Annotated in this window: 32 protein-coding genes; 1 reads left to right on the forward strand and 31 read right to left on the reverse strand. The window is 63.3% G+C overall.

The window, feature by feature from the left end; translation table 11 throughout:
- Positions 1-12 precede the first annotated feature (12 nt).
- The 31 genes from infA to crcB all read right to left on the reverse strand — a co-directional run bounded on the left by infA (position 13) and on the right by crcB (position 19410).
- The gene (gene infA / locus LAN37_14760; GenBank protein ID MBZ5648473.1) at positions 13-231 is read right to left on the reverse strand and encodes a translation initiation factor IF-1; all 219 of its coding nucleotides are present in this window, start codon (positions 229-231) and stop codon (positions 13-15) included.
- Between the two features lie 196 nt (positions 232-427).
- Entirely contained in the window at positions 428-1177 is a 750-nt protein-coding gene (gene map / locus LAN37_14765; GenBank protein MBZ5648474.1) for a type I methionyl aminopeptidase, read from the reverse strand.
- Complete coding sequence (locus LAN37_14770) at positions 1161-1892, reverse strand: adenylate kinase (protein MBZ5648475.1); 732 nt, start codon at positions 1890-1892, stop codon at positions 1161-1163. Before LAN37_14770 ends, map begins: the two co-directional genes overlap by 17 nt.
- 99 nt (positions 1893-1991) lie before the next feature.
- Positions 1992-3392, reverse strand: a complete 1401-nt coding sequence (gene secY, locus LAN37_14775; protein MBZ5648476.1) for a preprotein translocase subunit SecY — start codon at positions 3390-3392, stop codon at positions 1992-1994.
- Positions 3393-3953, reverse strand: a complete 561-nt coding sequence (rplO, locus tag LAN37_14780; GenBank protein MBZ5648477.1) for a 50S ribosomal protein L15 — start codon at positions 3951-3953, stop codon at positions 3393-3395.
- Positions 3954-3965: 12 nt separating this feature from the next.
- Positions 3966-4166, reverse strand: coding sequence for a 50S ribosomal protein L30 (gene rpmD / locus LAN37_14785; protein MBZ5648478.1), 201 nt, complete (start codon positions 4164-4166; stop codon positions 3966-3968).
- Between the two features lie 3 nt (positions 4167-4169).
- Positions 4170-4679 carry a 30S ribosomal protein S5 gene (gene rpsE, locus LAN37_14790; protein MBZ5648479.1) on the reverse strand — a complete coding sequence of 170 codons (510 nt, stop codon included), beginning with the start codon at positions 4677-4679 and terminating at the stop codon, positions 4170-4172.
- Positions 4680-4801: 122 nt separating this feature from the next.
- Positions 4802-5158 (reverse strand): 50S ribosomal protein L18, encoded by a 357-nt coding sequence (gene rplR / locus LAN37_14795; GenBank protein MBZ5648480.1) that lies wholly within the window; start codon positions 5156-5158, stop codon positions 4802-4804.
- Positions 5159-5279: 121 nt separating this feature from the next.
- Positions 5280-5819, reverse strand: coding sequence for a 50S ribosomal protein L6 (gene rplF / locus LAN37_14800; GenBank protein ID MBZ5648481.1), 540 nt, complete (start codon positions 5817-5819; stop codon positions 5280-5282).
- A 77-nt stretch (positions 5820-5896) separates the two neighbouring features.
- Positions 5897-6295: a 30S ribosomal protein S8 gene (rpsH, locus tag LAN37_14805; protein MBZ5648482.1), complete on the reverse strand. Its 399-nt coding sequence runs from the start codon at positions 6293-6295 to the stop codon at positions 5897-5899.
- 97 nt (positions 6296-6392) lie between these two features.
- Entirely contained in the window at positions 6393-6578 is a 186-nt protein-coding gene (locus LAN37_14810; protein MBZ5648483.1) for a type Z 30S ribosomal protein S14, read from the reverse strand.
- 18 nt (positions 6579-6596) lie between these two features.
- The gene (gene rplE, locus LAN37_14815) at positions 6597-7226 is read right to left on the reverse strand and encodes a 50S ribosomal protein L5 (protein MBZ5648484.1); all 630 of its coding nucleotides are present in this window, start codon (positions 7224-7226) and stop codon (positions 6597-6599) included.
- A 119-nt stretch (positions 7227-7345) separates the two neighbouring features.
- Positions 7346-7672: a 50S ribosomal protein L24 gene (gene rplX / locus LAN37_14820; GenBank protein MBZ5648485.1), complete on the reverse strand. Its 327-nt coding sequence runs from the start codon at positions 7670-7672 to the stop codon at positions 7346-7348.
- 30 nt (positions 7673-7702) lie between these two features.
- The gene (rplN, locus tag LAN37_14825) at positions 7703-8074 is read right to left on the reverse strand and encodes a 50S ribosomal protein L14 (protein MBZ5648486.1); all 372 of its coding nucleotides are present in this window, start codon (positions 8072-8074) and stop codon (positions 7703-7705) included.
- Between the two features lie 30 nt (positions 8075-8104).
- Entirely contained in the window at positions 8105-8422 is a 318-nt protein-coding gene (gene rpsQ, locus LAN37_14830; protein ID MBZ5648487.1) for a 30S ribosomal protein S17, read from the reverse strand.
- Positions 8423-8698, reverse strand: a complete 276-nt coding sequence (gene rpmC, locus LAN37_14835) for a 50S ribosomal protein L29 (GenBank protein ID MBZ5648488.1) — start codon at positions 8696-8698, stop codon at positions 8423-8425.
- Positions 8698-9114, reverse strand: coding sequence for a 50S ribosomal protein L16 (gene rplP, locus LAN37_14840; protein MBZ5648489.1), 417 nt, complete (start codon positions 9112-9114; stop codon positions 8698-8700). The genes rpmC and rplP overlap by 1 nt, the downstream gene beginning before the upstream one ends.
- A 143-nt stretch (positions 9115-9257) precedes the next feature.
- Positions 9258-9926, reverse strand: coding sequence for a 30S ribosomal protein S3 (rpsC, locus tag LAN37_14845; protein ID MBZ5648490.1), 669 nt, complete (start codon positions 9924-9926; stop codon positions 9258-9260).
- 2 nt (positions 9927-9928) lie between these two features.
- Positions 9929-10363: a 50S ribosomal protein L22 gene (gene rplV / locus LAN37_14850; protein ID MBZ5648491.1), complete on the reverse strand. Its 435-nt coding sequence runs from the start codon at positions 10361-10363 to the stop codon at positions 9929-9931.
- Positions 10364-10440: 77 nt separating this feature from the next.
- Positions 10441-10836 (reverse strand): 30S ribosomal protein S19, encoded by a 396-nt coding sequence (rpsS, locus tag LAN37_14855; GenBank protein ID MBZ5648492.1) that lies wholly within the window; start codon positions 10834-10836, stop codon positions 10441-10443.
- 96 nt (positions 10837-10932) lie between these two features.
- Positions 10933-11757, reverse strand: coding sequence for a 50S ribosomal protein L2 (gene rplB / locus LAN37_14860; protein MBZ5648493.1), 825 nt, complete (start codon positions 11755-11757; stop codon positions 10933-10935).
- A 46-nt stretch (positions 11758-11803) separates the two neighbouring features.
- Positions 11804-12097, reverse strand: coding sequence for a 50S ribosomal protein L23 (locus LAN37_14865; GenBank protein MBZ5648494.1), 294 nt, complete (start codon positions 12095-12097; stop codon positions 11804-11806).
- Positions 12097-12756, reverse strand: coding sequence for a 50S ribosomal protein L4 (gene rplD, locus LAN37_14870; protein MBZ5648495.1), 660 nt, complete (start codon positions 12754-12756; stop codon positions 12097-12099). The genes LAN37_14865 and rplD overlap by 1 nt, the downstream gene beginning before the upstream one ends.
- Before the next feature lie 11 nt (positions 12757-12767).
- Positions 12768-13493 (reverse strand): 50S ribosomal protein L3, encoded by a 726-nt coding sequence (rplC, locus tag LAN37_14875; protein MBZ5648496.1) that lies wholly within the window; start codon positions 13491-13493, stop codon positions 12768-12770.
- A gap of 63 nt (positions 13494-13556) precedes the next feature.
- On the reverse strand, positions 13557-13886 hold the full coding sequence (rpsJ, locus tag LAN37_14880; protein ID MBZ5648497.1) for a 30S ribosomal protein S10: 330 nt from the start codon (positions 13884-13886) through the stop codon (positions 13557-13559).
- Positions 13887-13985: 99 nt separating this feature from the next.
- The gene (tuf, locus tag LAN37_14885) at positions 13986-15173 is read right to left on the reverse strand and encodes an elongation factor Tu (protein MBZ5648498.1); all 1188 of its coding nucleotides are present in this window, start codon (positions 15171-15173) and stop codon (positions 13986-13988) included.
- Positions 15174-15215: 42 nt separating this feature from the next.
- Positions 15216-17309, reverse strand: a complete 2094-nt coding sequence (gene fusA / locus LAN37_14890; protein ID MBZ5648499.1) for an elongation factor G — start codon at positions 17307-17309, stop codon at positions 15216-15218.
- Positions 17310-17439: 130 nt separating this feature from the next.
- Positions 17440-17910 (reverse strand): 30S ribosomal protein S7, encoded by a 471-nt coding sequence (rpsG, locus tag LAN37_14895; GenBank protein ID MBZ5648500.1) that lies wholly within the window; start codon positions 17908-17910, stop codon positions 17440-17442.
- Between the two features lie 12 nt (positions 17911-17922).
- Positions 17923-18297 carry a 30S ribosomal protein S12 gene (rpsL, locus tag LAN37_14900; GenBank protein ID MBZ5648501.1) on the reverse strand — a complete coding sequence of 125 codons (375 nt, stop codon included), beginning with the start codon at positions 18295-18297 and terminating at the stop codon, positions 17923-17925.
- A 401-nt stretch (positions 18298-18698) separates the two neighbouring features.
- Positions 18699-19028, reverse strand: coding sequence for a DUF190 domain-containing protein (locus LAN37_14905; GenBank protein MBZ5648502.1), 330 nt, complete (start codon positions 19026-19028; stop codon positions 18699-18701).
- Between the two features lies 1 nt (position 19029).
- Positions 19030-19410 carry a fluoride efflux transporter CrcB gene (gene crcB / locus LAN37_14910; GenBank protein ID MBZ5648503.1) on the reverse strand — a complete coding sequence of 127 codons (381 nt, stop codon included), beginning with the start codon at positions 19408-19410 and terminating at the stop codon, positions 19030-19032.
- A gap of 368 nt (positions 19411-19778) precedes the next feature.
- Between crcB and LAN37_14915 the strand changes: the two genes are divergently transcribed.
- Entirely contained in the window at positions 19779-22118 is a 2340-nt protein-coding gene (locus LAN37_14915; GenBank protein ID MBZ5648504.1) for a hypothetical protein, read from the forward strand.
- Positions 22119-22150: the final 32 nt, after the last annotated feature.

Raw genomic sequence — 22150 nt, forward strand, 5'->3', positions numbered from 1 at the left:
GAACACGACAAGCTATTTGTATCTGTAAACGATCCGGCCGCGCGTCAGGTCGTAGGGGGAAAGTTCCACTGCGACCCTGTCGCCGGGCAAAATGCGGATGAAATTCTTGCGCATCTTGCCGGAGACGTGCGCCAAAACCTGGTGCTTGTTCTCCAGTTCCACCCGGAACATGGCGTTGGGCAGGGGCTCGATGACCACTGCCATAACCTCAATTGCGTCCTCTTTACTCATTCACTCCTTGCATAATCAGGTCGCGAGATCCTTCGCTCGCCTTTGGCTCACTCAGGATGCCGCCGGCGGGCTCAGACGCCCGCCAAACGGCGGCACCTCAATCGCGTCTTCCTTGCTCACAAACCTCTTTCACCCCGGAAGGGGCTCGGAATGTATTGGTAACTCTTAGCGGCACGGCTCAAGCCGTGCCCTTTCCCTACTGCGTCAAGATCATCGGCCCGTCCTTGGTCACTGCGACGCAGTGTTCGAAGTGGGCGCTATAGCTGCCGTCCTCGGTGACCGCGGTCCACTTGTCGTCGAGGACTCGGGTCCCGGGCTTGCCGGCGTTGACCATGGGCTCGATGGCGAGCACCATGCCCTCGCGCAGCCTGGGGCCGTGTCCCGGAACACCGTAGTTCGGGACCTGCGGGTCCTCGTGCAGCTTGGTCCCGATGCCGTGCCCGACAAACTCGCGCACCACGCTGAACCCGTGGGCTTCGACCCAGCTTTGCACCGCCGACCCTACGTCCTGCACGGTGTTGCCGATGCGCATCTTCTCGATGCCCTTGTACAACGACTGCTCGGTGACCTCGAGCAGCTTGTGCAGCTCAGGTCTCACAGTACCGACCGGCACCGTGATGGCGGCGTCGCCGTAATAGCCGTCGAGCACCACGCCGCAGTCGATGGAGACGATGTCGCCTTCCTTCAGCACCCGCTTCTCGGAGGGGATGCCGTGCACGATCTCCTGGTTCACTGAGGTGCAAAGCACGCACGGATACTCGTAATAGCCCTTGAACGCCGGCGTCGCACCCAATGCCCGAATCTTCTCGTCGGCGACGCGCTCCAGGTCCATGGTGGTGATGCCAGGGCGAACCATGGCTTTCACCGTGTCGAGCACCTCGCGGACCGCCCGCCCGCTGCGCCGCATCTTTTCCAGTTCCGAGGGCGACTTACAAACGATCGGCATTCTCGACTGCCTTGAACATCTCCTTCGTGATCGCGTCCACGGAACCTTCGCCGTGCACTTCCTGCAACTGCTTCTTCTTCGCGTAGAACTCGGTCAAGGGCAGCGTCTGGCGCTCGTAGGCCTTCAGCCGCTCGGAGATGACCTCTTCCGTGTCGTCCTTACGCGTGAGGAGCTTCCCCCCATCTACGTCGCAAGTGCCTTCAACACGGGGAGGCTGGAAGTAGACGTTGTAGATCCGCCCGCAGGTGGGACAAGAACGGCGACCCGTAAGTCGCTGTAACAATTGATTATAGCCCACCTTGATGTTGATCACAACGGGCGGGATGCGGCGTGGCTTCTGGTTTTCAAAGAACGAAACACTGCTGGTCAAATGCTTGTCGAGCCACTCGGCCTGGGCCACGGTGCGCGGGAACCCGTCGAGGATGAACCCGCGAGCACAGTCTGGCCGCTTCAGCCGGTCGGCGACCATGCCGCAGACCAGGTCGTCGGAGACCAGGCCGCCGCCGTCCATAACAGCCTTGGCCTTCTTCCCCAGCTCGGTGCCCCGCGCGACGTTGTCGCGCAGGATGTCACCGGTCGAGATCTGCGGAATGCCGTAGCGATCCGCGATCATTTTGGCCTGCGTGCCCTTGCCCGCACCCGGAGCACCCAGCAGAATCACCGGCCCGGTGATGCGCGTCTTCGGATCAGGCACCGTCGCCGCTTTCGAACCCATGATGACCTCCAACCTGCAAGATGCCTTGCAACGTCAGTGCCCAAAAATACACAACCCTCACAACCGCCGGCGGGTCAGAGACCCGTCGCCACGAAGCACTTACGACCAGGTGCGGCGGCCGCGGATACGCCCGCTGCGCGGAGTGAACCCGTCATAGTGGCGCATGATCAACTGCGCCTCGATCTGCTGCACGGTATCCATGGCCACGCCCACAACGATCAGCAGCGATGTGCCCCCGAAGTAGAACGTCACGCCCAGACCGTTCGTCACCCACGTGGGCAGGCGCTCGAAGAATGCCCCCACCACGCCCGGCAGGTGGTTCAGGTGGATGCCGGTAATCATCCACTCCGGGATCAGCGAGATGATGATCAGGTACAGGCCTCCGACCAGCGTGATGCGGGTCAGGATCTCGTTGATGTGATTCTCGGTGCGCGCGCCGGGACGGATGCCGGGGATGAACCCGCCGTACTTGCGCATATTGTCCGCGACCTCGCGCGGGTTGAAGACGATGGACACGTAAAAGTACGCGAAGAAGATGATGCCCAGGGCGTAGAGCAAGGTATAGAGCGGCTCGCCCCAGGAGAGGGCGCGGAGCATCGGACCGAAGTAGCGGTTCTCGCGCAGCGCGAAGCCAATGGTCTGCGGGAAGGTAAGGATGGAGCTGGCGAAGATGACCGGCATGACGCCGCCGGTGTTGACCCGCAGGGGCAGGTGGGTGCTCTGCCCGCCCATGACGCGGCGCCCGACCACGCGCTTGGCGTACTGCACGGGGATGCGGCGCTCGCTGCGTTCCACGTACACGATGAACATCACCACCGCGACCATGACGGCAATGAGAAGAGCCAGCGCGATGGGAGTGAACGGCCCCCAAGCCTCGGTCTTGGCCTTGTCGATGAGGTCGGCGACGCCGCGCGGCAGGCCGACGACGATGCCGGCGAAGATCAGCAGCGACATGCCGTTGCCGATGCCGCGCTCGGTGATCTGCTCGCCCAGCCACATGATGAAGGCCGAGCCGGCGGTCAGGGTGATGACCGTCATGATGGTGAACTGCCAGCCGGGATTGGTCACGAACTGCGTTCCCGCGGAGGTCGATTTCTGCAGCGTGACGGCGATGCCCAGCGACTGCATGGCGCTGAGGACCACGGTCAGGTAGCGCGTCCACTGCGTGATCTTCTTGCGGCCGAGCTCGCCTTCCTTCTGCAACCGGGCCAGGGGCTCATACACCACGGTCAGCAACTGGAGGATGATCGACGCGGTGATATAGGGCATGATGCCCAGCGCGAAGATAGTGAGGCGGCGCAACTGGCCGCCGCTGAACAGGTCGATGAAGCCCAGGAAGCTGCCGGCATTCTGCTCAAAGAACTGCTGCAGCAGGTCGGCGTTGATCCCCGGCGTGGGGATGTGGCCGCCCAGGCGATACACGGCCAGCAATCCGAGCGTGAACAGAACGCGCTTGCGGAGGTCGGGAACGCGGAAGATGTTGAGCAGTTTCTCGACCATTTACTGATCCTTCCGGGTCCCTTCCTGCGCCTTGGGCTTGGACGACGGTTTGTCGGCCTTTGCCGCCGGTTTTTCGGCCTTTGCCGCCGGTTTTTCGGCCTTTGCCGGCGCCTGCTCCGGCTCGCCGCCGATGGTCTCAATTGTGCCGCCCGCTTTCGTGATCTTTTCCTGTGCCGACTTGGAGAACTTGTGAGCGCGTACGGTGAGCGCGGACTTCAGCTCGCCATCGCCCAGGATCTTGATGCGGTCGTTCTTGCCTGCGAAGCCGGCCTTGACCAGGACCTCGGGCGTGATCTCCTTCTCGCCCAGCTCGGCCAGGCGGTCCAGGTTCACGATGGCGTACTCGATGCGGAAGATGTTGGTGAAGCCGCGCTTGGGCAGGCGGCGGTGCAGGGGCATCTGGCCGCCCTCGAAGCCGCGCATCATGCGCGAGCCGGAGCGTGAGCGCTGGCCCTTGTGGCCGCGGGTGGACGTCTTGCCCATGCCGGAGCCCATGCCGCGCCCGACGCGCTTGCGGTTCTCCGATGCCTTCTTCGGTGCTCGAACGGTGGAAAGGTTCATGATGACAAATCCTTATTTCGCCGTGGCGTTGTCCACGATGTGGACAAGGTGCGGCACGGCATTCACCATGCCGCGGATCGAGGGCGTGTCTTCGCGCTCGATGACCTGGTTGAGACGCGTGAAGCCCAAACCCTTGATGACCTTCTTGTGCTTGACCGGGGCCTGGATCGCCGAACGCACCCACTTGAGATGGATCTTTTTGGTCGCAGGCATGGTCTAGAGCTCCTCCACGGCCTTGCCGCGCATCGCCGCCACTTCCTGGCGATCGCGGAGTTTCTTGAGAGCGTCGAAGGTGGCCTTCACCACGTTGTGCGGGTTGGCGGTACCGATGGACTTGGTCAGCACGTTCTGGATGCCCGCCGACTGGATCACGGCGCGCACCGCGCCGCCGGCGATGACCCCGGTGCCTTCCGGCGCCGGCTTCAGCAGCACCATGCCCGAGCCGAAGCGTCCCAGGACGCTGTGCGGGATGCTGGTCTGGGTGATGTGAACCTTCATCAGGTTCTTCTTGGCCGCCTCGATGCCCTTGCGGATCGCTTGCGGCACCTCCTTGGCCTTGCCGGAACCGTAGCCCACCACCGCAGAGCCGGGGTCGCCCACCACCACGAGCGCGGCAAACGACAGGTTCTTGCCGCCCTTTACCACCTTGGTGACGCGGTTGATGGAAACCACCTGGTCCTTCAGCTGGTACTGTCCGGGATCGAGTCTTTTCTTTACTGTTGGCATCTTCGCTCTCGAGTTCTGTCGCCCTTCTTGGGGCTGTTGTAGCGTCCCTACGGGACTCGCTTCCTTGAACCGCTTCTCCCCAGCACTTCCGCGCTGGGCTAAGGTCTGCTGCCCCTTCGGGGCTAGAATTTCAAACCCGCCTCGCGGGCGGCATCAGCCAGGGCCTTGATGCGGCCGTGGTACAGGTAGCCACCGCGATCGAAGACCACCTTGGTGACGCCTTTGGCCTTGGCCTTCTCGGCCAGCTTCTTACCGATCTCTTTGGCGGCGGCGACGTTGCCGCCGATCTTGATCTTGGCCTCGCGCGTGCTCGCTGACACGACGGTCTTGCCCTCCATGTCGTCGATGAGCTGCGCGTAAATGTGGTTCAGCGAGCGGTACACATTCAAGCGCGGCCGCTCGGAGGTGCCGCTCAGCTTCGCGCGGATGCGCTTGTGCACCCGCTGCCGGACATCGTTCTTCGTGATCTGCGGAATCATCTTCAGTTCCCAGTTGTCAGTTGTCAGTTGTCAGGGACAACCGACAAGTGACCGTATTTTCTATTCATTTCTGGTTGCCATCCTCAGCGCCGACTGGCAACTGAGAACTGGCAACTGACAACTATTTGGCCCCGGTCTTTCCGACCTTCTTCTTCAGCCGCTCGCCGGCGTAGCGCACACCCTTGTTCTTGTACGGGTCGGGCGGACGCAGGCCGCGGATGTCGGCGGCCACCTGGCCGACCTTCTGGCGGTCGATGCCGCTGATGGTCAGGCGCGTCTGCTTGGGATCGACGGCGATAGTGATGCCTTCGGGGACCGGCAGCTCGATGGGATGCGAGTAGCCGAGCGAGAACACGACGGTGTTCTTGCCCTTCAGCTCGGCGCGGTAGCCGATGCCGACGATCTCCAATTCTTTCGACCAGCCCTTGGTGACGCCCTCGACGGCGTTGTTGACAAGCGCGCGCACCAGCCCGTGCAGAGCGGCCTTGTCGTCGCCGCTGCGCGAGGCGAGGATGTTCCCGTCCTTGCGCTCGATGGTCACGCCCTCGGGAAGGCGCGTCTCGACCCGGCCCTTGGGGCCCTTGACCGCGACCACGTTGCCCTGCACCGTGAACTCGACGCCTTGCGGGATCGGGATAGGTTTTCTTCCAATTCTCGACATAAGTCAGTTCTCTTCTCAGTTAGTGCGAGGCGCCGTGCGCTTCGCGCGCGGGTCAAAGACCCGCGACTGCACAATCGTCACCAGATCTCGCAGAGGACCTCGCCTCCGACGCCCTGCTTGCGCGCCTGGCGGCCGGTCATGACGCCCTTGGGGGTGGTCAGGATGTTGATACCCAACCCGCCGAGGACGCGCGGGATCTCGTTGCGGCCGACGTATACGCGGCAGCCGGGACGCGACACCCGCGCCAGGTTCGTGATCACCGCTTCGTTGTTGGCGCCATACTTCAGGTACACCCGCAGGACCTTAAAGCCGCCCTCCTCCACCTGCTTGAAGTTGGCGACGTAGCCCTCTTCCTTCAGGATGCGGGCGAGCTCCAGCTTCAGCTTGGAAGCGGGAACATCGAGCTTCTGGTGCCTGGCGCCGATCGCATTCCGTATGCGAGCCAGGAAATCTGCCACTGGATCGGTCAAACTCATCTATCGCTTCTCCTCGCATCGCCCGTTCGCTCCCTTGCAGGAGAACCAGCGGCGACGGTTGACTTCGTTTCACGTTCCTCGTTGCCGAGGGACGCACTTACCAGGACGACTTGCAGACGCCGGGGATCTCGCCCTGGAGCGCCAGCCCGCGGAAGCACAAGCGGCAGATGCCGAACTTGCGCAGGTAGCCGCGCGGGCGCCCGCAGATCTTGCAGCGGTTGTGCTGCCGGGACGAAAACTTCGGTTTTCTTGCGTCCTTCACTCGTTTTGCGGTCGTTGCCATGTATGTCCCTTCGAATCCTTATTGGCGGAACGGCATGCCCATCTGCTTGAGCAGCGCGCGGGCCTGGTTGTCGTCCTTGGCCGTGGTGACGATGGTCACGTTCATGCCCTTGAGCTTGTCCACCTTGGCGTAGTCGATCTCGGCAAACACCAGCTGGTCGCGCAGGCCGAGCGTGTAATTGCCGCGCCCATCGAACGATTTGGTGGAAACGCCGCGAAAGTCGCGTACCCGCGGCAGGGCCACATTCACCAGGCGGTCGAAGAACTCGTACATGCGGTCGCCCCGCAGCGTGACCATGGCGCCGATGGGCATGCCCTCGCGCACCTTGAAGGCCGCGATCGACTTCTTGGCCCGGGTGATCACAGGCCTCTGGCCCGTGATCTGGCCCAGCTCGTTGGCGGCTGGGTCGATGACCTTGGCGTTCTGCGTGGCCTCGCCGATGCCCATGTTGAGCACGATCTTGTGCAGGCGCGGCACCGCCATCGGGTTCTTCAGCTCGAGTTCCTTCATCAGCGCCGGCGCCACTTCCTTCTCGAAGCGCGAACGCAGCCGCGGGCGCTCCTTGGCGCTGGCGCGTGGCTTTTCCGGCGCCGCGACTTCCTTCGGCGCCTCGCCGCCTTTACCTTTCTTTTCTTTCTTGTCCGCCATTTCTCAGCTTCAACCTTCTCTCACGGTTTCCGGTTCGACGGGTTCGTGAGGTCCTCAATCTGCAGTTCCAATCCTTCGCTCGCCTTCGGCTCGCTCCGGATGACGCCCGCAAAGCGGCGTCACTTCTCCAGCGGCGCGCCGCAACGGTGACAGACCCGCTGGTAGCGATCGCCGCGCAGCTCGTGCTTCACGCGCACGGGGCCGCAGGTGCCGCAGATCAGCTTCACATTGGAGAGCGAGATGCGGCTCTCCTGCTCCGCGATGCCGCCCTTGATGTTCTTCTGCGGGTTGGGGCGAATGTTCTTTTTCACCATGGCGACGTGCTCGACGAGGATCTTGCACTCGTCGGGAAACACGCGCAGGACGCGTCCTTCCTTGCCCTTGTCTCGACCGGTGATGACTCGCACCGTGTCGTTGCGCCGGATATCTACGTTCGTATGTGACATATCAGTTCCCAGTTGTCTGTTGCCAGGGCCTTACAGCACCTCTGGAGCCAACGACACGATCTTCAAAAACTTCTTTTCGCGCAGCTCGCGGGCAACGGGCCCGAAGACGCGCGTCCCGACCGGCTCGCCGGTCTCGTTGATCAGCACGGCGGCGTTCTGGTCGAAGCGGATATAGGTACCGTCCTTGCGGCGGTGCTCCTTGCGGGTGCGCACGATGACCGCCTTGACCACCTTGCCTTTCTGCACCTGGCCGTCGGGCGAGGCCTCCTTGACGCTGGCGGTGACCACGTCACCGAGGTGGGCGACCAGGCCGGCGCCTCCGCCCAGCGGCAGGATCATCTGCAGCTTGCGCGCGCCGCTGTTGTCGGCGACCTCGAGCATCGATCTCATCATGACTGCCATACGGGTCTCTCCCTGATCTCCTCGCGGGCCCTACGCCAGTTTCTCGCCCTGGGCTTCCTCGACCGTGGGGACGAGGGCGGCGCGCTGGATGATGTCCTTGAGCCGCCAGCGCTTCAGCCGCGACATCGGACGGGTCTCCTCGATGCGGACCACATCGCCCACATGGGCCGTGTTGTTCTCGTCGTGCGCGTAGAACTTCTTGGAGCGCGACACCACCCGGCGATAGAGCGGGTGCGCCTTCTGCCGCGTGGTCTCGACCACGATGGTCTTGGCCATCTTGGTGGAGACGACGTAGCCGATCTTGGTGTTGCGGCGGGACACGGCCGCCTGGTTCTTGGTCTCAGCCATTTACTTCTTCTCCGTTCCGATGGGTTCCAGGCCCAGCGTGCGACCGTGCGCGATGGTCTTCATCCGCGCCAGATCGCGGCGCAAGTCGCGGATCTTCTTCAGGCTCTCCGTCTGGCCCATCTTCATCTGGAACTTCAGGCGGAAGAGCTGGTCGCTGAGTTCGCGCTGCTTGGCCGTGATCTCGGCGTCCGAAAGGTTGCGCAGCTTCTCCGCGCTCTTGTTCTGGCGCTGCGTGAACGCGTTCGCCGGCGCCTTGCGGGTCTTGGTTGCAGGCATCAGCGCACCCCCTCGCGGGCGACGACCCGGGTCCGCAGCGGCAGCTTGTGCGAGGCCAGGCGCAGCGCCTCGTTCGCTTCGGCGAGGGTCACGCCTTCCATCTCGAACAGGATCTTGCCCGGGCGGACCACGGCGACCCAGTGATCGGGAGCGCCTTTGCCCTTGCCCATACGGGTCTCGGCGGGCTTCTTGGTCACCGGCTTGTCGGGGAACAGGCGCAGCCAGATCTTGCCGCCGCGCTTGATGAAGCGCGTCATGGCGACGCGGCTGGCCTCGATCTGCCGGTCGGTGATGTAGCCCGGCTCGAGCACCTTCAGGCCGTAATCGCCGAAGGCGAGCGTGGATCCGCGCCAGGCCTTGCCGGCGCGCCGTCCGCGCTGCTGCTTTCTGTACTTAACCTTTTTTGGCATCAACATGACTTTTCCCTATCAAACATCTGCCCGTTGAGATCCTTCGCTCCGCTCAGGATTTCGCCTGCGGGCTCCCGCTTCGCTCACGCCCGCAACGCGGCTCAACTTTTCTTGGCATCAACATGATCGTTGCCCTTTAGATCGAACTCCTAAAACCCGCCTGCGGGTGCAGCCTGCGGCTGGCGTTTCTTCTCCTGGAGGATCTCGCCGCGATAGACCCAGCACTTCACGCCGATGACGCCGTAGGTGGTGCGTGCCTCGCTGAAGCCGTAGTCGATGTCGGCGCGCAGCGTGTGCAGCGGCAGGCGTCCCTGGAGATACCACTCCGAGCGCGCGATCTCGTTGCCGTTCAAGCGCCCGCTGACCCGCACCTTGATCCCTTTGCAGCCGAAGCGCAGGGCGGAATCCACGGCCTTGCGCATGGCACGGCGGAAGCCGACCCGCTTCTCCAACTGGAGCGCGATCGACTCGGAGACCAGTTGCGCATCGAGTTCCGGCTTGTGAACCTCCTGGATGTCGATGAACACCTCGCGCGAGGTCCGCTTCTGCACTTCCTGCTTGAGCTTGTCGATCTCAGCGCCCTTGCGGCCGATGATGATCCCCGGGCGCGCGGTGCGGATGATGATGCGCAGCTTGTTGCCCGGACGCTCGATCTCGATCGAGCTGACACCCGCCGACTTCAGCTTCTCCTTCAGCTCACCCTTGAGCTTCACGTCTTCCAGGAGCAGCTTCTCGTAATCGCGCTCCACGAACCAGCGCGACTTCCACGGCTTGGTGTAGCCGAGGCGGAATCCGTAAGGATGGACTTTCTGTCCCATAATTAACCTCTCTTGCCCTTTCCTTTGCCCTTGGCGCGCGGTGCGGGCGGCTCTTCTGCGCCGGCCACGGTGGCGGCAGCCTCGACCTTGCCCTTCTCCGCGAGCGCGATCTCGATATGCGACATGCGGCGCTGGTACCGGTACGCGCGGCCCTGCGGCGCCGGACGGATACGCTTCATGCGCGGGCCTTCATTGGCGATGGCGCGCTTCACGAACAGGTTGTCGACGTCGACGTCGAGCCCCTTCTCGGTGCTCAGGTAATTCGCGTTCTCGATGGCCGAGCGCAGCAGCTTGGCGATGTCGGGCGCAATCCCCTTCTTGGTGAAGACCAGCGTGTTCATCGCCTCTTCGACGCGCCGGCCCTTGATCAGATCCAGCACCAGGCGCGCCTTCTGCGGTGAGACTCGGATGTAACGACCTTCAGCTCTGAATTCCATAATTTGTCTCTCGTTGAGCTCCCTCGCTTCGCTCGGGATTTCGCCTGCCGGCTCGGACCCCGGCAAAACGGCTCAAGTTACGCCTTCGGGGCCGGTGCAGCCGGAGCTGCGGCACCCGCCGCCGGGGCCGCCGCCGGTACCACAGCGCCCGGTCCGCCGGGAACGCCCTGACGCGCCGCCGCCGCTGCCGCGGCAGCCGCCGCTTCCGCTGCTCCCTTTATGCCGTGACCCTTGAAGATGCGGGTGGGAGAGAACTCTCCCAGCTTGTGTCCCACCATGTTCTCGGTCACGTACACGGGGATGAACTTCTTGCCGTTGTGCACCGCGATGGTGTGCCCAACCATATCCGGGTGGACGGTGGAGCGGCGCGACCAGGTGCGCACGACCTTCTTCTCGTTGCGCTGGTTCATGCCCTCGATCTTCACCATCAGGTGCGTATCGATGAACGGCCCTTTTTTCGTTGAACGTGGCATATCTCAGTTCCTATCCTTCAAATCCTTCTAGCTTCAGATCCTTCGCGCTTCGCGCTCAGGATGACGTCGGCGGGCTCAAACGCCCGCCAAGCGGCGTCATTTCTGGCGACGGCTCACGATGAACGCGTCCGTCCGTTTGTTGTTGCGTGTCTTGTAGCCGCGGGTCGGCTGTCCCCACGGAGTGACCGGGTGACGTCCGCCGGAGGTCTTGCCCTCGCCGCCGCCGTGCGGGTGATCCACCGGGTTCATGGCGACGCCGCGGTTCACCGAGCGCCGTCCCATCCAGCGTTTGCGTCCCGCCTTGCCGATGGCGACGTTCTCGTGGTCGGGGTTGCCGACCTGTCCGATGGTGGCCATGCAATCGATCAGCACCTTGCGGGTCTCGCCCGAAGGCAGCTTGATGAGCGCGTAGTCGCCTTCCTTGGCGACCAGCTGTGCCGCGCCACCTGCCGAGCGCACCATCTGCGCGCCCTTGCCGGGACGCAGCTCGATGTTGTGGATGGTGGTGCCGGGCGGAATATTGCGCAGTGGCAGCGCGTTCCCGACCAGGATGTCGGCCTCGGCCCCGCTGACCACCTTCTGCCCCACCTGGAGCCCGACCGCGGCCAGGATGTAGCGCTTCTCGCCATCGGCGTAATTCAGCAGCGCCAGGCGCGCCGAGCGGTTGGGGTCGTACTCGATAGAGGCGACCGTCGCCGGGATGCCGGCTTTGTCGCGCTTGAAATCCACGATGCGGAGCTGGCGCTTGTGCCCGCCACCGCGGTGCCAGGAGGTGATGTCGCCCGCGTTGCGCCGCCCGCCCGTGCGTTTCTTGGGCTCGAGCAGCGGCTTGTACGGACGGTCCGTCGTCAGCTCCTCGTTCACCAGCGTGGTGATGAAGCGCCGCGACGGCGTGACCGGTCTGTATGTCTTGATCGCCATATCTTTAACTCTCAGCTCTGGCCACTGACCACTGGCCACTGGCCACTTACATGTTCTGGGCGTACTCCGGCATCTTCTCGCCGGCCTTGAGCTTGACGTACGCCTTCTTCCAGTCGGGGCGGAAGCCGGTGAACTTGCCGCGGCGGCGCTCCTTGCCCTGGAAGTTCGCGGTGCGCACGGAATCGACCTTCACCTTGAAGATCTGCTGCACCGCTTCCTTGACCTCGGTCTTGGTTGCCTTGGCGGCCACTTCGAAGACCAGCGTCTGCTCGGTCTCCTTGACGCCCAGGCCCTTCTCCGTGATCAAGGGCTTGCGAATGATCTGGTAGGCGCTCTTCATTACGCGACCTCCGCTTTCCGCTTCGAAGCCGTCGCCTTTAGCGCGCTCTGCAGCTTCTCCAGCGCCGGACGCGCGAACACCGCGCGGTCGTAGCGCAGAAGGTGGTAGGGGTGTACCTGGTGGCCGCGCACCAGCTCCACGCCCTCGAGATTGCGCGAACTCAGCTCCAGGTTCCGGTTCTCCTTCTTCGAGACCTCGACCAGCAGCGCCGTTTTTTCGACGCTCAGTGCGTCGAGGGCCTTGCGGAAGCTCTTGCTCTTGGCCTCGGAGAGGTCGAAGTTCTCGACCACCGTGAGCTTGCCGTCGGCGAACTTCGCCGCCAGCGCCGAGCGCAGCGCGCCCAGCAGCTTCTTGCGCGGGAAGTCGTAGGCGTAGGAGCGCGGCTGCGGTCCGTGCACCGTGCCGCCGTGACGCCACAGGGGCGAACGGATGGAGCCCACGCGGGCGCGTCCCGTGCCCTTCTGCCGCCACAACTTCTTGCCCGCGCCCGACACCAGCTTGCGGTTCTTGGTGGCGTGCGTGCCGGCACGCTGTCCCGCGCGATAGTGCTTGACCGCTTCCCAGAGCAGGTCTTCGTTGACCGCGCCGAACACTTCCTCGGCCAGATCGAACTTGCCTACCTTCTTGCCGGTCAGATCCAAAACGTCGATGGTTGCCATGACTGTATTCCTTATTTCTTAGCGGCCTTGCGCTTGGAGGCCTTCAGCGGATCGATCGTGATCTCGCCGGCGAACCCGCGGCGCTCTCTCGGCGGCTTCTTGGCCTTGCTGATCACGACGTAGCCGCCCCTGGGTCCGGGCACCGCGCCCTCGACCATCAGCAGGTTCTCATCGAGATCGATACCGACCACGCGGAGGTTGCGCACGGTGATGCGCGCCGTGCCCAGGTGTCCCGCCATCCGCATGCCCGGAAGCACGCGCGACGGGAACGCCGAAGCGCCGATGGAACCGTTGATGGTGAACATCGAGCCATGCGACTTGGGACCCCCGGCGAAATGATGGCGCTTGACCACGCCCGCGAACCCGCGCCCCTTGCTGGTACCGGTGACGTCCACGAACTTCTCGCCGTCGAACATCTCCACCAGTACCTTGTCGCCGACGTTGACCGGCTTGTCGCCGTCGCCTTCGGCCGGGATCACCACCGGGACTTCGCGCATGAACTTCACCGGCGGGACGTTGTGCTTGCCGAAGTGCCCGGCCATAGCTTTGTTCACGTGCGTGCCCTTGACGAACTCCACCAGGCCGATCTGGACCGCGTCGTAGCCTTCCTTAACGCCGGTCTTCTTCTGCGTCACCACGCAGGGGCCGGCCTGCAGCACCGTGATGGGCCGCACGTCGCCCTTCGAATCGAAGAGCTGCGTCATGCCGACTTTCTTACCCAGGATTCCTGCAATCATTGTGTTCTCTTCCTCATCATCCCCATCGGGGACTGTAGGGTTTTGCCAGCGACTGGCTCCTGGCTATTTCTTGTGCTCTTTCCCGAACGCCTTGATCTCGACGTCCACGCCGGCGGGCAGGTCGAGCTTCATCAGGGCATCGACCGTCTGCTGCGTCGGTTCCAGGATGTCGAGCAGGCGCTTGTGCGTGCGGATCTCGAACTGCTCCCGCGATTTCTTGTCCACGTGCGGCGAACGCAGCACGCAATACTTGTTCTTCACCGTGGGCAACGGGATGGGGCCCGCGATCTGCGCGCCCGTGCGCTTGGCGGTCTCCACGATCTCGCCGGTTGACTGGTCGAGAACGCGGTAGTCGTAGGCCTTCAGCCGAATCCGAATTCTTTCTTTTCCGATCACGTTAGTAGTTCCTCAAAGAACCAGCGGCTGGGTGCATGCCGCGCATGATGTTTTGTTTCGTGAAAGCGGGTCGAAGACCCGCCTTCACACAAACCTCTACTGGATGATCTCGGCGATGGTGCCGGCGCCGACCGTGCGTCCGCCCTCGCGGATCGCGAACCGCAATCCCTTCTCCATGGCCACCGGCGTGATCAGCTCCACCACCAGCGCCACGTTGTCTCCCGGCATCACCATCTCCGTCCCACTCGGCAGCTCCGCCACTCCCGTCACGTCCGTCGTGCGGAAGTAGAACTGCGGCCGGTAGCCCTTGAAGAACGGCGTGTGCCGCCCGCCCTCTTCCTTGCTCAGGACGTAGACCTCGGCCTTGAACTTGGTGTGCGGCGTGATCGAGCCCGGCTTGGCGATCACCATGCCGCGCTCCACTTCGTCCTTGCCGATGCCCCTGAGCAGCAGGCCGGCGTTGTCTCCCGCCATGCCCTCGTCCAGCTGCTTCTTGAACATCTCCACGCCCGTCACCACCGTCTTGCGCGTCTCGCGGAAGCCCACGATCTCCACTTCTTCGCCCACCTTCACCTTGCCCCGCTCGATGCGCCCGGTGACCACCGTGCCCCGGCCGGAGATCGAGAAGATGTCTTCGATGGGCATCAGGAAGGGCTTGTCCACCTCGCGCAGCGGCAGCGGTACGTACTTGTCCACCGCCTCCATCAGCGCGCCGATCTGCTTCTCCCACTTCTCTTCCCCGTTCAGCGCGCCCAAGGCCGACCCCCGGATCACCGGCAGGTCGTCGCCCGGGAAGCCGTAGCCCTTCAGCAGCTCGCGCACCTCCAGCTCCACCAGGTCCAGCAGCTCCGGATCGTCCACCGCGTCGCACTTGTTCAGGAACACCAGCACGTAGGGCACCCCCACCTGGCGGGCCAAGAGCACGTGCTCCCGGGTCTGCGGCATCGGTCCGTCGGTCGCGGCCACCACCAGGATGGCTCCGTCCATCTGCGCCGCCCCCGTGATCATGTTCTTGATGTAGTCGGCGTGCCCCGGGCAGTCCACGTGCGCGTAGTGCCGGTTCGCCGTCTCGTACTCCACGTGCGCCGTGGCGATGGTGATGCCCCGCGCCTTCTCTTCCGGCGCGTTGTCGATGGAATCGAAGGAGCGGAACTTCACCTTCGGGTTCGCCTTCCCCAATACCTTCGTGATCGCCGCCGTCAACGTCGTCTTGCCGTGATCGATGTGCCCGATCGTCCCTACGTTCACGTGCGGCTTGCTGCGGTCAAATTTCTCTTTCGCCATTCTCGACTCCGTCAGTCGTCCCAGCGGGACGGGTTGAACTCGTTACCTCGAAACCGTTTTGCCCTGCACCTTGGCGATGATCTCCTCCGCCACGCTACGAGGTGCTTCCTCGTAGCGAGCGAAGTGCATCGAATACGTTGCGCGGCCCTGGGTGCGCGAGCGCATCTCGGTGGCATAGCCGAACATCTCCGAGAGCGGCACGTGCGCCTTGATCACCTGCGATCCGGCGCGATGTTCCATACCTTCCACGCGTCCGCGGCGGCTGTTCAGGTCGCCGATGATGTCGCCCATATACTCTTCGGGGACGACCACCTCGACCGACATGACTGGCTCCAGCAGAACCGGGCTGGCCTTGCGCGCCGCCTCTTTGAACGCCATCGAGCCCGCGATCTTGAACGCCATCTCGCTGGAATCGACGTCGTGGTAGCTGCCGTCGTAGAGGATGGCCTTGACGTCCACCATCTCGTAGCCGGCGAGCACGCCACCCTCGAGGGCTTCCTTGATGCCGTGGTCGACCGGCTTGATGAACTCCTTGGGCACCGAGCCGCCGGTGATGTCGTTCTCGAACTCGTAGCCCTTGCCCGGATTGGGCTCCAGGCGGATCTTGACGTGACCGTACTGGCCGCGGCCACCGGTCTGGCGGATGAACTTGCCTTCCGCCTCGGAGGCCTTGCGGATGGTCTCGCGATACGCGACCTGCGGCTTGCCCACGTTCGCCTGCACGCTGAACTCGCGCATCATGCGGTCCACGAGAATCTCCAAGTGGAGTTCACCCATGCCGCTGATGATGGTCTGCCCGCTGTCGACGTCGGTGTGGACCTTGAAGGTCGGATCCTCCTGGGCCAGCTTGCCCAGCGCCAGGCCCATCTTCTCCTGGTCGCCCTTGGTCTTGGGCTCGACCGCGACCGAGATGACCGGCGCCGGGAACTCGATGGACTCGAGGACGATCGGTCCTTCCTCGTTGCAGATCGTGTCGCCGGTGGTGACGTTGCGCAGGCCGACGCAGGCGCAGATGTCTCCGGCGTAGATCTCGCTGATCTCCTCGCGCTTGTTGGCGTGCATCCGGAGCAGGCGGCCGATGCGCTCGCGCTTCTGCCGGCCCGGGATCCAGATACTGTCGCCGGTCTGAAGCTGGCCGGAGTACACGCGGATGAACGTGAGTTGGCCGACGAACGGGTCGGTCATGATCTTGAAGGCCAGGGCGGAGAACGGCTCGTCATCGTCGGCCTTGCGCGTGACCTCCTTGCCCGTCTTATTCGGGTCCAGGCCCTTGACCGGCGGGATGTCCAACGGCGAGGGCAGGAAATCCACCACGCAGTCCAGCAGCGGCTGCACGCCCTTGTTCTTGAACGCGCTGCCGCAGATGACCGGGAACAGCTTTAGGGCGATGGTGGACTTGCGCAGCGAAGCCTTCAACTCGTCGGGGCCGATGGTGTCGCCTTCGAGGTACTTATGCATCAGCTCGTCGTCGTTTTCGACGATCTGCTCGACCATGGTGTTGTGGAAGGCCTGTGCCTTCTTCAGCAGCTTGGCAGGGATGTCCTCAACCTCGTATTCGGCGCCCAGGGTCTCGTCCTTCCACAGGATGGCCTTCATCTCGAAAAGGTCGATGACGCCCTTGAAATTCGATTCCTGGCCGATGGGGAGCTGGATGGGAACGGGGCGGGCGTTGAGGCGCTTGCGGATGGTGTCGACGGCGTGCTCGAAGTCGGCGCCCATCTTGTCCATCTTATTGATGAAGCAAATGCGCGGTACGCCGTACTTGTCGGCCTGGCGCCAAACGGTCTCCGACTGCGGCTCGACGCCATGCACGGCGTCGAACACGGCGCAGGCGCCATCCAGCACGCGCAGCGAGCGTTCCACCTCGGCGGTGAAATCCACGTGGCCCGGCGTGTCGATGATGTTGATCCGGATGTCGCGCCAGGAGGTCGTGGTCGCGGCGGAGGTAATGGTGATGCCGCGCTCCTGCTCCTGCTCCATCCAGTCCATCGTGGCCGTACCTTCATGGACCTCGCCGATGCGGTGCGTGATCCCCGTGTAATAGAGGATGCGCTCCGTCGTCGTGGTCTTGCCGGCGTCGATGTGAGCCATGATGCCGATGTTCCGGCAACGCGATAATGGGACCTGTCTTGGCACTTAATCCTTACTCTTTCTCGCTCCGAACTTTTTTCGGATTGGGTAATTTGTAATTGGGTAATCGGGTAATTGGCGGTTCGCCCTCTTTCAATTACTCAATTTCCCAATTTCTCAATTACTCAATCTCTCCTCACCACCGGTAGTGGGCGAAGGCCTTGTTGGCCTCGGCCATGCGGTGAACGTCTTCCTTTTTCTTGATGGCCGCGCCGCGGTTGTTGGCCGCGTCCAGCAGCTCGTTGCTCAATTTGTCGGTCATGCCCTTCTCGCTGCGGCCACGGCTGTAGCTGATGAGCCAGCGAATGGCCAGCGAGGTACGGCGGTCGGGGTTCACTTCGACCGGCACCTGGTAGTTGGCGCCGCCCACGCGGCGGGTCTTGACCTCGAGCAGAGGCTTGGCGTTCTCCACCGCCTTCTTGAACAGGGTCAACGCCTCGGCGCCGCCACGCTGCTCCAGGTTCTTCATGGCGGTGTAGAAGATCGACTGAGCCGTCGACTTCTTCCCCTCCCACATCATGGAGTTGACGAACTTGGTCACCAGCGTCGATCCGTAGATCGGATCGGGCAGCACTTCCCGCTTGGCAATGTGTCCTTTTCTCGGCATTGCTTCTCTTCCTTATGCCTTGGGGCGCTTCGCGCCATATTTCGAACGGCCCTGCTTGCGGTTGGTCACGCCGACCGTGTCCAGCGTGCCGCGGATTACGTGATAGCGCACTCCCGGCAGGTCCTTCACGCGTCCTCCGCGGATCAGCACGATGGAGTGCTCCTGGAGGTTGTGACCGACGCCGGGAATATAGGTCGTGACCTCGATGCCGTTGGTCAGGCGGACGCGGGCCACCTTGCGCAGCGCCGAGTTCGGTTTCTTCGGGGTCTGCGTGTACACGCGGGTGCAGACGCCGCGCTTCTGCGGACACTGTTGCAAGGCCGGGCTGGCCGTCTTGTACTTCGGCGCCGTACGGCCCATGCGCACCAGTTGGTTAAAAGTAGGCACTCGTGCAAACTCCTTCTGCGCGCGCACACCAAGGGCGCGCATCGGCTCGATCCCTCATTGGGACTGGCGCGGCCTAAACCGCCCATGCTTCCCAGCGCCAATCCGCGCCGGGAAATTGTTCATTTCCTTAGACTTTGCCTGACGACGGTGGCACAACGCCTTGCGGGCTGCACTCCGTTTCGTCGGGCTCGACCTGCATACCCCCGCTCGGGAGCGGGGTAGCGCAGGTTCGTTTCAGCGAGGGCGCCCTGATAGCGGACCGAAAATCACGTCCTCGGGCGTGTGTCGCTACTGCTTTACGACCACAGGTAAAACCGGCTCAACTCGCAGAACCTATTGAATATAGCAACTTCTAGTCCGAGCCGTCAACCAACCGGTTGCAGGATTTGATGCCTGGGCGTCTATTCCAGGCTCCCCTGCTCGATGACCACGTTTTCGCGCACGATCAGGCGGTGGGCGGCCATCTCGCGCAGCCGCGGCAGCACCCGGCTCACGTGCTCATCGGTGTCAATAAAGGTGATGACCAATGGGAGTTTGCCGCCCGCGTCCACCAGGCTTGTGGTCTGCACCCGGCTCCGGCCGGTGAAGCCGGCGACGGCGTGCAGCACCGTGGCCCCGGCCACGTTCTCACTGCGGAGATAGTTCAGGATCTCCAGGTGGAGGGGTTTGTGGTGCCACTCGTCGGCTTCGTTCAGATAGACGCTGACCTGCACTGCCATGCCGTCGGCCATTTTACAGCGCCCTCGCCAGCGCTGCGCCCGCAATCACCGCCAGCAGGCAAAGCGCGTTGTTGAAGACGATGTTGCTCCAGAACAGCAGCCAGTGCCCCTGCTCGAAGTAGGCGATGGTTTCGAATGCGTAGCTGGAGAACGTGGTGTACGAACCGCAAAAGCCGATGGCGATGATGAGCCGCCAGCGCGGGTCGGCCAGCACGCGCTCCGTCGTCCAGATCAGGAACAGGCCGAGGAGGAAGCTGCCGGTGATGTTGATGACCAGCGTGCCGTAGGGAAAATCGGCGGAGATGAGCCGGGCGGCCCAGCGGCTCACGCAGTAGCGCGCACTGGCTCCGGCGACTGCCCCGAGGGATATCCAGAGGTACGGCTTCAAGTCCACGATGGAGTTCTCCTGAGCGAGCTAGGTAGGAGTCATCAGCCCGCACAAGGCGACGGGCGGTTATGGCGAACTCCATCGCCCCCTTATTAATTTACTAAGGCCGAGGTTACTGCGGCAAGCGCCACGTCGCGCCGCGCAGTTGCCGAAAAATCCATCAGCCTCTACACTGAAACATTCCCGATGATGGAGCATTCGTGACAGGGGACATTTGCGCGCCTTGCGGCACGACCGCGGGGCGTGGAGGGTGCATGCGGCGGTCGGGCGTATTGGTTCTTCTTTCTGCTCTCCTTTTTCTATTGGCATTTGGGCTCGCGGGCTGCGGGGGCGGCGCTGCTAGCCCCACCGGGCCGCCGGGCGCTCCCGTCAGGATGTCAATCAGTCCGAGCCCCATCTCCCTGACTCTTGGCGAGACACTGCAGGCCACGGCCAGCGTTTACGATGCCAACAACAACCTCCTCTCGGGCCAAACAATCACGTGGAGTTCCAATGATCCGACCAGACTCACGGTCTCCACGACGGGATTGCTTTGCGCCGGCACATGGAATGCGAACTTCACGGTGTGTACGGCAGGAACGGCAGGAAATCCGATCCTCACCGCGACGACTTCTTCGAACATCCAGGTCAACGTTTCGGTCCTTGTGCACGGGCCCGTCGTCGGCGGGGTCGCCCTGGTCACTATCTCTCCGGCCGCTATCTCGTTGAATCGCGGCCAGGTCTTCCAAGCCACCGGCACCGCGCTGGATGAGAACAACAGACCGGTCACTTCGCAGGCCGTGACGTTCACTTCGAGCGATACGACCGTGCTCACCACCTCGACGAGCGGTCTGCTTTGCGCCGGGACCTGGGACACGAACTTCATCCACTGTACGCCCGGGCCGGTGGGGACCTCGAATCTGACAGCCACTGCCACTCCGGCGAACGTCACCAGCAATGCGACGACCGTGTACGTCCATGACAAGGCAGACAGCCTTGTGGTCGGCCCAGTGGGTTCAGGACTTGCCTGCGGCGTGCCGTCGCCGACGCCCGCAGGGTGCGTATCCATGGGGGCCGCCGCACCGGCCAACACGTCCAGTTACACGGCCATCGCCTGCAGCAATGACACGGCCATCTGCGGTCCCAATCCGCCCTGCCAGCTGCCGAACGCCACTCTGGGCGCCTTCACCTTCTCCTCCGTCAATACCGCGGTGGCCACCGTCGCTGCCGACACCAATAACCCCAACACGGTTACGGTGGCGACCGCCAGGGGCCCGGGAGTTACGCAAATCACCGCCACCTTGAGCGACACCAACAGCCTCCCCGCCACGTTCACCACCTGCCCGCCGAGTTCCATCGTCATCCACGTGGCGAGCCAGCCGAGCACGGCCACGACGGTCAGCATCGCCAAGGCAGCCACCAGTACTCTTGCCGCCGATGCGATCGATACGCAAGGCGTGGCGATGACCAGCCCGCCGCTGACCTGGAGTTCGTCGATCACGCCGGTGGCGACCGTGAGCACGGGACTCATCACCGGGGTGAACTCGGGGACGACCAACATCGTGGCCTCGTGCACGCCTCCCACCTGCAATTTCGGCACCAAGGAGGCCATTTATAGCAACGTCGTGACCGCGACGGTGACCGGAACCGCCAACGCCGCCAACGTGTACGCGACCAGCAGCGATGCCGGCACCACCACCATCGTCCCCATCAACACCTCCACCAACACTGCCGGCACGGCCATCAATCTGCCGGGAGGATTTTCCCCGCCCAATTCATTCATCTTCGCCAATACGGGTACGCGTGCGTACCTGGGTTCGGATTCCGGGTTGATCCTTCTGGATCCGGTGGCCGGGACCACCTCTGGCGTGACCTCGGCCAAGGGCAAAGTGCTCGCAGTCTCTGCCGACGGCAATCAGGCGATCATCGTGGACACTACGACGCCCAACACCGTGTACTTGTTCAATGCATTGGCGAATTCAGTCATCTTCACGTACAGCATTTCCGGCGCCACCGCCGCCGACTTCACCCCCGACAGCAGCCGCGTCATCATCGTGGCCAGCGGAGCTTTCGGTGACCGCGTGTACGAGATCGCGAACGGCGTATTCTCCAACAATCCGGCGAGCGGCCCGCCCACCGGCGTCGCGCTCCTGGCTTCCGGCGCCTTCGCCTACGTGGCCGATCCCAACACCGAGATGTACTCGACCTGCACGAACGGCTTCTCCGCGAACGCAACGGCTGACACGCCGACGCTGATCCGCGCGGCCGCCAAGCCCATCGCCGCCCCCAACAACACAAATTTGCAGATGCTGTCGGTCGTCGGCTCGCAGATCGAGCAGATCGACGTCGTCCCGGGCGCCGCAGGCAATCCCTGCCCGCAGCCCCCGAGCAACACAGCGAATGCTTATTCCTTCCCCGGGGTCGCCGCCTTCACGCCGGTGCAGATGCTGGTCACGCCCGACAGCTCAAAGGCGATCATCACTGCCAGTGACGTCAACAAGCTGCTGGTGTACACGCTTGGGATTGACGCGTTCTCAGGCACGGCTTCTACTATCCCGCTGGCCGGAGCGGCCACCGGAAGCTACACCGCCGCCGTGACCATGGACAGTGTGACGGTGTATGCCGGAGTCGCGGGGGCCAACGAAGTACAGGTGTTCACGCTGTCGAGTGGGGCGCTGGTAACACAGATCTCCGTGCCCCTGTCACCGAAGCTGGTCGCTATACGCAATCAGTAGGCGGAGATCCCTGATGCAGAAAAGCCCTCACG

The sequence above is a fragment of the Terriglobia bacterium genome (assembly GCA_020073495.1).
Lineage (GTDB): Bacteria > Acidobacteriota > Terriglobia > Terriglobales > Acidobacteriaceae > JAIQFD01.